Raw genomic sequence first — 12,074 nt, 5'->3', positions numbered from 1 at the left:
TCCTTCATAATAATCCCGAAGACTTGCCGCGATCTTCCTCTTTTGTTGTCTTTGCGCCACAGGGCCGATCATTCGAGCCCGCAAGTCGTCCCCGGCAGGGATTAAACAGAATGTGAATTGAGGTCGCGGCCCGACCCGAGATCAGTGAGGCGCACGCAGCCGACGCGAAGCGGCGCGTGCCTTCGAATCCAGGTTGGGGGAAGATATGCGGGCCCTGCGAGGCAGCTTGATCGCGTCCGTGGCTCTGTTGCCGGGTGTCGCGCAGGCTCAACAATCCGTCACCCTCGGCGAGATCAGCGTCGTCTCGACGTCGCCGGTGGGTGCGGGCGGCGGCAATTCCAGCGGCGCCCAGAATCTCGATACGCTCGCCCAGGCCGCGCCGACCTTGCCGGCCCCGGCCGGCGGGGTGCGGCTGCGCGGCTCCGAGCAGCCGCTCAACAAGATCCCCAGCACCGTCGAGACCGTCACCGCGCGGCAGATCGAGGTCGATCAGGGCTCCGACAACGTGATCGCCACGCTGGCGCGGCGCACGCCCGGGGTGAACCTCAACGACTCGCAGGGCAATTCGAACCGGGTCGATCTCAGCTACCGCGGCTTCACGGCCTCGTCGGTGCAGGGCGTGCCGCAGGGGCTCGCCGTCTACCAGAACGGCGTGCGCATCAACGAGGCCTTCGGCGACGTCGTCAATTTCGACCTGATCCCGCCGCAGGCGATCCAGCGCATCGACGTGGTCACCGGCAACCCGGTCTTCGGCCTCAACGCCATCGGCGGCGCGGTCAACATCCAGATGAAGAACGGCTTCACCTGGCAGGGCACCGAGATCTCGGCCTGGGGCGGCTCGGACGCGCGCACCGCCGGCTACCTCGAGTACGGCAAGATCTCCGGCCCCTGGAGCTTCTACTTCACCGGCGACGGCCTGAACGACCGCGGCTGGCGCTACCAGAACCCGAGCACGATCGGCCGCCTCTACGCGGATCTCGGCTACCGCTCGCAGGATTCGGAGTTCCACCTGATCGGGCTCGCCGCCCGCAGCTTCTACGGCGCCGCCGCCGCCACGCCGGTGGACTTCACCCATCTCGACCCGCGGGCGATCTTCACCTACCCGCAGACCCAGACGACGCAGGTGGGCACGCTCCAGCTGACCGGCCGGGTCGACCTCTCGCCGACCTGGGACCTCGCCGGCAACGCCTATTACCGGCGCTTCAGCGAGTTCTACGTCGACGGCAACCAGGGCAACTTCGAGAACTGCAGCAGCCGCAGCAGCTTCCGGGGCTCGCTCTGCTACCAGGACGACGCGTTCAACGTGAACGCGCCGCCCACCAGCCAGGTGGCGGCGCGCCGGGCCTACGCCAACCAGTTCGCGATCCTCGGCCTGAACAACCAGACGATCCCGTTCGTCCGGAACATCCCGTACGGCACGATCGACACGACCCGGACGGAGGCCGAATCCTACGGCGGCTCGCTCCAGGCCGCCAACCGCGACCGGATCTTCGGCCTGAACAACGCCTTCGTGGTCGGCGGCAGCGTCGACGCCTCGAATTTCTCGTTCAAGTCGGCGAGCCAGCTGGGCGTGATCAACCCGAACCTGTCGATCACCGTCGATCCGAACAACCCGTACTACGGCACGATCCCGGGCCTCGGCACGCCGGACATCCGCACGCTGGGGGCGATCGGCCTCGCGCCGGGCAACGTCAGCGGCTCGACCCTGTATCTCGGCCTCTACGCCACCGACACGCTGGACGTGACCGACCGGCTGTCGCTGACCGGCGGCTTCCGGCTCAACTACGCCCGCATCCAGACCCGGGACCAGACCGGGTTCTCGCCGGACGTCACCGGCGTGCACGAGTACACCAAGGTCAACCCGCTCGCGGGCCTGACCTACCAGTTCGACCCGGCGCTGAACCTCTACGGCGGCTACTCGGAATCGAACCGCGCCCCGACCCCGCTGGAGCTGTCCTGCTCCAGCCCGACCCAGCCGTGCCTGCTGCCGAACTCGCTCGTGGCCGATCCGCCGCTCAAGCAGGTCACCGGCCGGACCTACGAGGCCGGTTTCCGCGGCGTGATCCCGGCCTTCCTGTCGGGCGGCGCCCTCACCTACAAGGCCGGCGTCTACCGCACCGACCTGAGCAACGACCTCTACCAGGTCGCCGTCGCGGGCAACGCCGCCCGCGCCTACTACATCAACGTCCCGGCGACCCGGCGCCAGGGCATCGAGGTCGGCGCCGAGTACGCGGTCACGCCCGACCTGCTAGTCTACGCCAACTACGCCCTGGTCGACGCGACCTTCCAGTTCAACGCGACCCTCTCGTCGCCCAACAACCCCCTGGCGAGCACCGGCGCGGCCGGCGGCGCCGTGGGCGGCGACGTGATCCCGAACGGCGGCATCCGCGTCCGGCCGGGCGACAAGATCCCGCTGATCCCCGATCACCAGATCAAGGCGGGCTTCGAGTACAGCATCACCCCGAACTGGCGCTTCGGCCTCAACGTCTCGGCCTTCTCGTCGTCCTACTACCGGGGTGACGAATCGAACCTCAACCGCAAGCTGCCAGCTTACTATGTGATGAACCTGACGACGAAGTATCAGGTCAGCAAGAACCTGGAGATCTTCGGGCTGATCACCAACCTGACCAACAACCGCTACGCCACGTTCGGCACCTTCGCCGAGACGGGCGCGGTCGCCGGCAACCTGTCGATCAACGACCCGCGGACCACCACCCTGGCGCAGCCGCTCTCGATCTACGCCGGCCTGACCTACCGGTTCGGGGCGGATCCGGTCCCGATGGCGCCGGAGCCGATCATCCGGAAGTACTGATCCCGTCCACGGGACGATGATGCGAGGGGCCGTGGGATCCACGGTCCCCGTTCTGTTTCGCGTCATCGGTCCTTGGCGGCCAAGAGATTGGCCCGGTCTTTCAAACCCAGATGAGTGCGGCCGCCGACCCGATCTGTATCCCTGATCGGCCGCCGGCGAGGCTTGCGGGCGCTCCCGTCCCGGTCATCCCGATCCTGGAGACACCCATGCCGCGCTACTTCATCGACACCGCCGACCACGTCGCCGTCCGGGACGACGAGGGCACGGTCCTCCCGGACCGGGCCGCCCTGCGGGACCTGCTGCGCCGGACCCTGACGGCGCTCCTGCACGACGAGGGCGAGGAGACCGGGGTGAACGACTTCACCGCCCGCGCCTACGACGAGGACGGTCGCCTCGTGATGCGGGCCCGGGCCAGCTTCCACGTCGTGGACCCGTAGGGGACGCCCGGCAGGACGTCCCCGCGCCCCGGTCAGGCCGCGTCCGGCATGCGGTCGAGGAGCTTGTCGAGGGTGATCGGGTAGTCGCGCACGCGGATGCCGGTGGCGTTGTAGATCGCGTTCGCGACCGCGGCGCCGACCCCCGAGATGCCGAGCTCGCCCACGCCCTTGGCCTTCATGGGCGAGGACATCGGGTCGACCTCGTCGAGGAAGATCACCTCCTGGTGCGGGATGTCGGCGTGGACCGGCACCTCGTAGCCGGCGAGGTCGTGGTTGGCGAAGAAGCCGCGCTTGGTATCGACGGCCAGTTCCTCCATCAGGGCCGCCCCGGTGCCCATGACCATCCCGCCGATCACCTGGCTGCGGGCGGATTTCGGGTTGAGGATGCGGCCCGCCGCGCAGACCGCCAGCATCCGCCGCACCCGGACCTCCGCCGTATAGGCATCCACCGCGACCTCGACGAAGTGGGCGCCGAAGGTCGAGACCTGCTGGGTCTTCGAGAACTCACCGAACTCGATCGCGTCCTCGGCCACGAGCTCGCCATCGGCGGCGGCCCGGGCGAGCGGGATGGCGCGGTTGCCGGCGCGGACCTCTCCGTCCTCGAACACCGCGTCGGTGGCGTTGAAGCCGAGCTTCTGCGCGACCGCCTCCCGCAGCTTCACGCAGGCCGCGTAGACGCCCGCGGTCGACGAGTTGGCGCCGAACTGGCCGCCCGATCCCGACGAGACCGGGAAATCCGAGTCGCCGAGCCGCGCCACGACCCGGTCGAGGGGCACGCCCATCATCTCGGCGGCGGTCTGCGCGATGATCGTGTAGCTGCCGGTGCCGATATCGGTCATGTCGGTCTCGACCGTGACCGTGCCGTCGGCGGAGAGCCGCACCCGGGCGCCCGACTTCAGCACCATGTTGTCGCGGAACGCCGCCGCCATGCCGTGCCCGACGAGCCACTGCCCCTCCCGGACCTGTCCGGGCTTCGGGTTGCGCCTGGCCCAGCCGAACCGCTCGGCGCCGAGCTTGAGGCAGCCGACGAGGTCGCGGTGGGAGTAGCGCAGGTCCGGCTGGGTCGGGACGACCTGCGTGTCGTTGCGGATGCGGAACTCCACCGGGTCGAGGCCGAGCTTCTCGGCCATCTCGTCCATGGCGACCTCCAGCACCGCGAGGCCCGGGGCCTCGCCGGGGGCGCGCATGGCGTTGCCCTCGGGCAGGTCGAGCCGGGCGAGCTTCATGGCGGTCAGGCGGTTCGCCCCCGCGTAGAGGTACTTGGTCTGGTTCACGGCCGTCTCGGGATCGCCCTCCGGCAGGTTGCCCGAGACGCTCTCGTGCGCGATCGCCGTGATGGTGCCGTCCCGCTGGGCGCCGATCCGGACCCGCTGGATCGTGGCCGGGCGGTGCGTGGTGTTGTTGGCGATCAGCGGGCGGGTCAGCGCCACCTTGACCGGTCGCCCGGTGGCCTTCGCGGCGAGCGCCGCCAGCACCGCGTCGGCGCGCACGAACAGCTTGCCGCCGAAGCCGCCGCCGACGTAGGGCGCGTCGAGCCGGACCTTGTCCTTCGGCAGGCCGAGCATCTTGGCGAGGCTGCCGTGGCCCCAGCCGATCATCTGGTTGGCGGTCCAGAGCGTGACCCGGTCGCCGTCCCAGGCCGCCGTCGTGGCGTGCGGCTCCATCATGGCGTGGCTCTCGTCGGACGTCGTGTAGGTCGCGTCGAGCGTCACGGGGGCCTGCGCGAAGGCGCCCTCGAAGTCGCCGGTCCGCTCCTCGCCGTTGCCGCCGCTGCCCTCGCCGCTGTCGGCTGGGACCGGCTCGGCGGTCTTCGCCGCGGCGGCGAGGTCGAACGCACCGGCCTCGGGGGCGTAATCGACCGTCACCAGGAAGGCGGCCGCCCGGGCCTGCTCGAAGGTCTCGGCCACCACGACGGCGATCGCCTGATGGTAGTGCTGGATCACGTCGCCGCCGAACAGGTAGGCGACGTTCATCACGCCGCGCTCGATCCGCGGCGTGTCGAGGGTGGTGACGATCCCGATGACGCCGGGCGCCTGCCGGGCCGAGGCCGTGTCGATGCTGCGCACCCGGCCCTTGGCGATGGCGGAGCCCAGCACGTAGCCGTAGGCGGCGTCGGGGGCCGCGTCGTGGCGCTCGTACGCGTAGGGCGCGGTGCCGGTGGTCTTGTACTTGCCGTCGATGCGGTCGGTGGGCAGGCCGACGACCTTGAGGCGGTCGATCGGGTTCGGGCCCGCGGCGGTGTCGAACTTCATGGCTCAGGCCCTCGCTTGGTTGAGCGCGGCGCCGAGGGTCCGCTCGGCGAGCTTCAGCTTGTAGGCGTTCTCGTGGGTGGGCTCGGCGTCGGCGAAGACCCGGTCGGTCACGGCCCGGGCGCCCTTCGGGAGATCGGCCTCGGCCGCCTCGACCCGCCAGGGCTTGTGGGCGACGCCCCCGAAGGCGACGTGGCCGGAGCCGTCCTTGCCCAGGATCGCCGCCACCGAGACCAGCGCGTAGGCGTAGGAGGCGCGGTCGCGGACCTTGCGGTAGATGTGCGTGCCGGGAACGGGCTTCGGCAGCGTCACCGCGGTGATGAGCTCGCCGGGCTCGAGGTTCGTGTCGCGCGACGGGTCGTCGCCCGGCAGGCGGTGGAACTCGGCGATCGGGATCTTCCGCGCGGCGCCCCCCGCGTCGATCGTCTCCACGGTGGCGTCGAGGACGCGCATGGCCACCGCCATGTCGCCCGGATGCGTGGCGATGCAGGCCTCGCTGGCACCGATCACCGCCAGCTGGCGGCTCACGCCGTCGAGCGCCGAACAGCCGGAGCCCGGCTGGCGCTTATTGCAGGGCTGGGCGGTGTCGTAGAAGTACGGGCAGCGGGTCCGCTGCAGCAGGTTGCCGGCGGTGGTCGCCTTGTTGCGCAGCTGGCCGGAGGCGCCGGCGAGCAGCGCGCGGGCGAGGACCCCGTAATCCGCGCGCACCCGCGGATGGGCCGCGAGATCGGTGTTGCGCACCAGGGCGCCGATGCGCAGGCCGCCCTCCTCGGTCGGCTCGACCGCGTCGAGGCCGAGCCCGTTCACGTCGACGAGGTGGCGCGGGGTCTCGATCTGCAGCTTCATCAGGTCGAGCAGGTTGGTGCCGCCGGCGATGAACTTGGCGTCGGGCGTGGCGGCGACGGCGGCGGCGGCCGCGGCGGGCGTGCCCGGGCGCTCGTACGTGAAGGACTTCATGCGCGGCTCCCGGCGACTTCGGTGATCGCCTCGACGATGTTGGAATAGGCGCCGCAGCGGCAGAGGTTGCCGCTCATCCGCTCGCGGATCTCGGTCTCGGTCACCTGCGGCGCCGCGCCGAGATCCGCCGTGACGTGGCTCGGGATGCCGGCCCTGATCTCCTCCAGGACGGCCACGCCCGAGCAGATCTGGCCCGGCGTGCAGTAGCCGCACTGGTAGCCGTCGTGCTTGACGAAGGCCGCCTGCATCGGGTGCAGGCTGTCGGGCTGCCCCAGGCCCTCGACGGTCACGATCTCGGCGCCCTGGTGCATGATCGCCAGCGTCAGGCAGGCGTTGATGCGCCGCCCGTCGACGATCATCGTGCAGGCGCCGCACTGGCCGTGATCGCAGCCCTTCTTGGACCCGGTCAGGTGCAGGTGCTCGCGCGCGGCGTCGAGCAGGCTGGTGCGGGTGTCGAGTTCGAGCGTGCGCCGCTCGCCGTTCACCGTGAACGTGACGGCGGCGAGGACCGGTGCGTCGGTCCGCGCAGGTCTGGCGCCCGGGTCCTGGGGCACGGTTTCGGCGCTCACCATCAAGTCTCTCTCCGGTTCAGATCACGAAGGCGCGGACGGGCTTCCGGTCGCCGGGGCCCGCGGGCGGAACATCCCGGCGAAACATCCCGGCAAGACATCCCGGCAAGACATCCCGGCAAGACATCCCGGCAAGACATCCCGCAAAGCGGCGGCACCCTGGATCGACTCCAAGGTAGAGCCCGCTCCCGCGATGGTCAGGGGGGCGGCGCGGCCGGGGACGCGAAAGTTGCGGCGGGCCGCGCCGGGACCCGCCCAAACGAAAGGGCCGACCCGAAGGCCGGCCCCGATCGTCGCGTGGCGGACGCGCCTACTCGGCCGCGGTCATCTCGGCGGTGTAGTGGCCGCACCAGTCCTGGGCGGCGACCACCGGCCAGAGGCCCTTGGACTCGGGCGCGGGCTGGCTGACCGGCGGGTTGAAGCGGCACAGGCCGGCATCGTTCTGCGCGACGGCGCCGTTGCCCTTGTGCTCGTCGAAGAACCGGCAGGTCTCGCACTTGGCGTTCATGGTCGGGCTCCTGTGAGGCCGGCGGCCCGGGGGCCGTCCCGGCGGGGGACGAGAGCTTGGACCTTAGAAGTGATCCAATCTGCGGGGCCAACGTCGGAGCGATCGGGCGGGTTCCCGGCGGCGGATCGGCGATCCCGCTCAGCCGACCGCGGCGAGGCCCGGCTCGGCCCGGGCGGACTCCTCGGCGGGGCCGGCGGGACCGCCGACCGCGGCGGCGTAGTCGGTGATCGGGCGCGGCCTGCCGAACAGGAAGCCCTGCATCTCGCCGCAGGCCTCCTCGGTCAGGAACTTCATCTGCGCGTGGGTCTCGACGCCCTCCGCGACGACGCCCATGCCGAGGCTGCGGCCGAGGCTGAGCACGGCCCGGACGATCACGGCGGCCTGCGGCCCGGTTCCGAGCTGCGCCACGAAGGAGCGGTCGATCTTCAGCTTGTCGAACGGGAAGGCCTGGAGGGTCGCGAGCGACGCGTAGCCGGTCCCGAAATCGTCCATGCTGATCCGGATGCCGTAGCTCTTCAGGCGGCGGAGGATGCCCACGGCCCGCGCCATGTCGTTGATGATGATGCTCTCGGTGACCTCCAGCTCCAGGCGGTCCGGCGAGAGACCGGTCTCGGCCAGGATCGCCAGGACGGTCTCGGGCAGGCCGGGCTTCTGGAACTGGCGGGGCGAGAGGTTGACGGCGACCTTCAGGGGCTGTGCCCACTGGGCCGCCTCGCGGCAGGCCTCGCGCAGCACCCAGTCGCCGAGCGCCACGATCAGGCCGGTCTCCTCGGCCAGGGGCACGAACACGTTGGGCGACACGCTGCCGCGGACCGGGTGGGTCCAGCGCAGGAGCGCCTCGAATCCGACGAGCGCCCCCGTGTGGCCCTCCACCTGCGGCTGGTAGTGCAGGCTCAGGGTGTTGTCGTCGAGGGCCTGGCGCAGGTCGCGCTCGAGCACCCGCCGCTCCTCGGCCTCCTCGTCCATGGCGGGGGTGAAGATCCGGTACGTGCCGCGGCCCTCGGCCTTGGCCCGGTAGAGGGCGAGGTCGGCGCGGCGGTACAGCGGCTCGGCATCCGTCCCGTGCTCGGGGGCCAGCGCGATGCCGACGCTCAGGCCGACGCCGACCCGGTGCCCGCCCACGCTGAACGGGCTGTGGAACAGCGCGATGAGGCGCTCGGCCAGAACTTCGGCCTCGGCCGCGCCGCCGGCCGAGAGCACGGCGAACTCGTCGCCCCCGAGCCGGGCCACCGCTCCGTCCCCCGCGATGCCCCGCAGGCCGGTCGACACGCGCCGGAGGAGCTCGTCCCCGGCCTGGTGGCCGAGGCTGTCGTTCACGCTCTTGAAGCCGTCGAGGTCGAGGTACAGGACCGCGCAGGCGCCGCCGCGCTGGACGATGTCGACGAGGCTGCGCGCGAGGGTCTCGTGGAACAGCGCCCGGTTCGGCAGGCCGGTGAGGACGTCGTGGCGGGCGAGGCGCGCCACCTCGGCCTCCGCGGCCTTCCGCTTGGTGATGTCGGTGAAGGTCCGCACGAAGCCGCCATCCGCCAGGGGCACGGTGCGGATCTCGAGCACGAGGCCGTTCGGCCGCGCCCGCTCGTGAACCTGCGTCTGCCCGGCCTCGCCGCGCTCGATCCAGGTCCGGATCGAGCGGTCCGGGCGCCGGCGCTCGCGGCGGCTCGCCTCGTGGCGCAGCACAGCCCGGTAGCTCGGCCGCGCCTGCATCATCGCCCGGGGCAGGTCGAGGAGTGCCAGCGCCCGCTCGTTGCAGACCCGGACCACGCCGCCGGCGTCGACCATGATGAGGCCCTGGTCCATGCTGTCGAGGGTGGCGTCGAGCAGCAGGGTCTTCTCCCGCAGCATGCGGCCCTGCCGGGCCAGGGCGACGTTGATCCGGCGCAGGTGGTCCAGCATCAGCGTCAGCGCCGCGAAGGCCAGGATCACCGCCATCACGCCGGCGATGCCGCCGGCCAGGACGCCTCGGGCGAGGCCGAGCCGCGGGACCGCCAGGGCCGGGTCCGGCACCACGCGGGCGGCGGCCATGGCGAGGAAGTGCAGGATCGCGATGGCGAGGGTCAGGACGGTCGCGGCCGCGAGCCGGGCCCGCGCGCCCGCGCTGCCGACATGGATGGCCATGCCGGCGGCCGCGAGTCCGCAGCCCGCCGCGATCGCCGTGGCGGCCATGGCGGGGTCCCAGGTGAAGTGTCCCGGCAGCCGCACGCCGGCGATGCCGAGGAAGTGCATGCAGGCGATGCCGATCCCGAGCACGAGGCCCGCCCCCGCCCCGGCCCAGCGCGACGGCGTGGCCCGGGCGAACAGGAAGGCCACGGTGGCGGCCGCGATCGCGACGATCAGCGAGAGCAGGGTCGTGCGCGGCTCGTAGCCCAGCACCACGCCGGGATCGTAGCCCAGCATGCCGATGAAGTGGGTGCTCCAGATCCCGGCCCCGATCGAGAAGCCCGAGGCCAGGAGCCAGACCGGCCCGTGCCCGTCGGCGCGGACCTGGACGCGCTGCTCGAGCTTGAGGGCCACCGCGCAGGAGATCCAGCACACGCAGGCGGCCAGGGCGACCACCCAGCCGGTATGTTCCTCGGTCAGGCAAGCGAACGCGCGATACATCGAGGTGCCCCGCCCATCTGCGACGGCGGGAACCTTAACCCGCGGATACTAATCAGAAGTTGCATTTCGACCGGACACGGGTCCGGTCCGCGATGCGGACGAGGCTCTTCCGGGCGCCGCCGGGCGCCGGTCAGGCCGCAGATCAGGAGTTGAATGTTCGGGCGCGGCGGCGGTCCGCCCGCCCGTGCCCGTCGCGGCGCCCGTCAGCCGCGCCCGTCGCCGCGGATCTCGATCGGCCGCGCCGCGAAATCCGTCAGGAGTTCCTGGAGCTCGTCCTCGTGGACGAGGCGCGCCGCCTCCTCGGGCGCGAACCATTGCAGGGTGCGCTGGGCCTGTTCCGGCCAGCGCTCGTGCTGGGCCTCGACCCGCAGCGGGTAGACGCGGACCATGCAGGGGAAGGCGCGGCCGTGGTCGAAGCGCTTCTGGTAATGGTACCGTCCGACCGGGTTCGCGGCGATCTGCCCCTCGAGCCCCGCCTCCTCGTAGGCCTCCCGCGCGGCGGCCTGATGGGCCTTCCGGCCGGTCATCGGCCAGCCCTTCGGGATGATCCAGCGTCCCGTATCCCGCGAGGTGATCAGCAGGACTTCGATCCGGCCGTCGGCGCCGACGCGGAACGGCAGGGCCGCCACCTGCTTGAGCGGTTTGACCTGCGCCTTGCGGAGCAGCTTCTTCAAGTTCGGCCGCTTGGATGCCGTCTTCAGCGCTGACCTCGCGGACGGAGAAGGGCGGGATTTCTGATGATGCTTCTGCAATCGACGGCCTCCTCACGCTTTTACATAAGTTTAACACGATCCCATTGCAGCCCGCGCGCATTGGCACCGAGCCATGCCTGTAACGCTGTGCTCATCCCCTCCAGGCGGCTTGTCGCGGGCCGGCTTGTCGGCGAAGGCTGACGCGTCAAACGTCCACGAGGCGCGGCATGGCTGTCGAGATCGAGCGCAAGTTCATCGCGAACCCGTCGGTTCTGGCGCTGTGCCGGGCGGGGACGCCCCTGGTTCAGGGATACCTCTTCACCGACGCGGCCAACACGATCCGGATCCGCCGGGCCGGTGAGCGCGCGCTGATCACGTGGAAGAGCCCGCGCCGCGGCGCCAGCCGGGACGAGATCGAGTTCGCCATCGCGCCGGAGGACGGCGCGGCGCTCCTCGCCACCGTGCCGCCCGGCCGGCGGCTCGAGAAGACCCGCTACCGGGTCGCGCATGCCGGGGCGGTCTGGGACGTCGACGTGTTCGGCGGGAACCTCGCGGGCCTGATCCTGGCCGAGATCGAACTGGAGCGCGAGGACCAGCCGGTGGTGCTCCCTCCCTGGGTCGAGCGCGAGGTCACCGACGACGCGCGCTACCGCAACTCGCGGCTGGCCGCGGGACCGGTGCCGGAGCGGTGGGCGGCCTAGGTCCCCGACGCGCCGGGCGGATCCGTCCGGTCGAACATCTCGAACATCCGGGCCCGTGAACATCCCGGGGCGGCCACCGTTCTCACGGCATGCCCCGGACCCTGATCACCTGGACGCAGAACGAGACCGCCGGCGTGCCGCTCCCGCGCTTCGTCGGCCGGGTCGGGACGGTCGTCGTGGGGATCTGTGCCTACGACGGATCGAGCCGGTTCTGGACCTGGTGGAGCCCGCTGGCCGAGGACATCTGGGGGCACGGCCAGGACGCCGAGGGCGCCCGGCAGGGCTGCGAGGCCTGGCTGCGCGGATGGCTCGAGAACTTCAGGCCGTTCTTCACCTGACGCGGCCGGCCGCGAGGGCGCGGCCGGGCCGTCGGCGCGGGATCAGCGCATGAAGTGCGGCAGGCGCCGCTTCCAGCGCTCGCCGAGCCGCAGCTCGTTCGTCCGCCGCCCTGCCGTCGACCGGGGCGCCGGGCCCTGACCCGACGCGGGACCCGACGTGGGACCCGACGCGGCCGGCGGCGGGACGCGGGCGGGCGCCGCGTCGACGGGCGG

Annotated in this window: 10 protein-coding genes; 4 read left to right on the top strand and 6 right to left on the bottom strand. The window is 71.4% G+C overall.

Going from position 1 to position 12,074, the window contains the following annotated elements; genetic code table 11:
• Positions 1 to 205: 205 nt before the first annotated feature.
• Both ACLBYG_RS16590 and ACLBYG_RS16585 read left to right on the top strand, forming a co-directional pair.
• The gene (locus ACLBYG_RS16590; RefSeq protein ID WP_042672263.1) at positions 206 to 2,812 is read left to right on the top strand and encodes a TonB-dependent receptor; all 2,607 of its coding nucleotides are present in this window, start codon (positions 206 to 208) and stop codon (positions 2,810 to 2,812) included.
• Between the two features lie 206 nt (positions 2,813 to 3,018).
• Complete coding sequence (locus ACLBYG_RS16585; protein ID WP_020094079.1) at positions 3,019 to 3,249, top strand: DUF6894 family protein; 231 nt, start codon at positions 3,019 to 3,021, stop codon at positions 3,247 to 3,249.
• Positions 3,250 to 3,281: 32 nt separating this feature from the next.
• Here the strand turns inward: ACLBYG_RS16585 and paoC are convergent, their stop codons facing one another.
• The 6 genes from paoC to ACLBYG_RS16555 all read right to left on the bottom strand — a co-directional run bounded on the left by paoC (position 3,282) and on the right by ACLBYG_RS16555 (position 10,804).
• A complete protein-coding gene (gene paoC, locus ACLBYG_RS16580) occupies positions 3,282 to 5,501 on the bottom strand; it encodes an aldehyde oxidoreductase molybdenum-binding subunit PaoC (protein WP_447682117.1) in 2,220 nt (739 codons plus the stop codon).
• Between the two features lie 3 nt (positions 5,502 to 5,504).
• Complete coding sequence (locus ACLBYG_RS16575) at positions 5,505 to 6,455, bottom strand: FAD binding domain-containing protein (protein ID WP_447682116.1); 951 nt, start codon at positions 6,453 to 6,455, stop codon at positions 5,505 to 5,507.
• A complete protein-coding gene (paoA, locus tag ACLBYG_RS16570; protein WP_020094082.1) occupies positions 6,452 to 7,027 on the bottom strand; it encodes an aldehyde dehydrogenase iron-sulfur subunit PaoA in 576 nt (191 codons plus the stop codon). The genes ACLBYG_RS16575 and paoA overlap by 4 nt, the downstream gene beginning before the upstream one ends.
• Positions 7,028 to 7,334: 307 nt before the next feature.
• A complete protein-coding gene (locus ACLBYG_RS16565) occupies positions 7,335 to 7,532 on the bottom strand; it encodes a hypothetical protein (RefSeq protein WP_012321181.1) in 198 nt (65 codons plus the stop codon).
• Between the two features lie 138 nt (positions 7,533 to 7,670).
• Positions 7,671 to 10,130, bottom strand: coding sequence for a bifunctional diguanylate cyclase/phosphodiesterase (locus ACLBYG_RS16560; RefSeq protein ID WP_447682115.1), 2,460 nt, complete (start codon positions 10,128 to 10,130; stop codon positions 7,671 to 7,673).
• A 203-nt stretch (positions 10,131 to 10,333) separates the two neighbouring features.
• A complete protein-coding gene (locus tag ACLBYG_RS16555; RefSeq protein ID WP_020094084.1) occupies positions 10,334 to 10,804 on the bottom strand; it encodes an NUDIX hydrolase in 471 nt (156 codons plus the stop codon).
• 245 nt (positions 10,805 to 11,049) lie between these two features.
• On the opposite strand from ACLBYG_RS16555, the gene ACLBYG_RS16550 reads away from it, so the two are divergent.
• Positions 11,050 to 11,523 (top strand): CYTH domain-containing protein, encoded by a 474-nt coding sequence (locus ACLBYG_RS16550; protein ID WP_056533583.1) that lies wholly within the window; start codon positions 11,050 to 11,052, stop codon positions 11,521 to 11,523.
• Positions 11,524 to 11,612: 89 nt separating this feature from the next.
• A complete protein-coding gene (locus tag ACLBYG_RS16545; RefSeq protein ID WP_447682114.1) occupies positions 11,613 to 11,861 on the top strand; it encodes a hypothetical protein in 249 nt (82 codons plus the stop codon).
• Positions 11,862 to 12,074 lie beyond the last annotated feature (213 nt).

This window comes from Methylobacterium sp. D53M (assembly GCF_053345625.1).
This window is presented reverse-complemented; position numbering and strand designations above follow the sequence as displayed.

Bases quoted from the DNA above. Each gene is read 5' to 3' on its own strand.
- ACLBYG_RS16590 (WP_042672263.1), top strand. From the start codon at position 206: ATGCGGGCCCTGCGAGGCAGCTTGATCGCGTCCGTGGCTCTGTTGCCG.
- ACLBYG_RS16585 (WP_020094079.1), top strand. From the start codon at position 3,019: ATGCCGCGCTACTTCATCGACACCGCCGACCACGTCGCCGTCCGGGAC.
- paoC (WP_447682117.1), bottom strand. From the start codon at position 5,501: ATGAAGTTCGACACCGCCGCGGGCCCGAACCCGATCGACCGCCTCAAG.
- ACLBYG_RS16575 (WP_447682116.1), bottom strand. From the start codon at position 6,455: ATGAAGTCCTTCACGTACGAGCGCCCGGGCACGCCCGCCGCGGCCGCC.
- paoA (WP_020094082.1), bottom strand. From the start codon at position 7,027: ATGGTGAGCGCCGAAACCGTGCCCCAGGACCCGGGCGCCAGACCTGCG.
- ACLBYG_RS16565 (WP_012321181.1), bottom strand. From the start codon at position 7,532: ATGAACGCCAAGTGCGAGACCTGCCGGTTCTTCGACGAGCACAAGGGC.
- ACLBYG_RS16560 (WP_447682115.1), bottom strand. From the start codon at position 10,130: ATGTATCGCGCGTTCGCTTGCCTGACCGAGGAACATACCGGCTGGGTG.
- ACLBYG_RS16550 (WP_056533583.1), top strand. From the start codon at position 11,050: ATGGCTGTCGAGATCGAGCGCAAGTTCATCGCGAACCCGTCGGTTCTG.
- ACLBYG_RS16545 (WP_447682114.1), top strand. From the start codon at position 11,613: ATGCCCCGGACCCTGATCACCTGGACGCAGAACGAGACCGCCGGCGTG.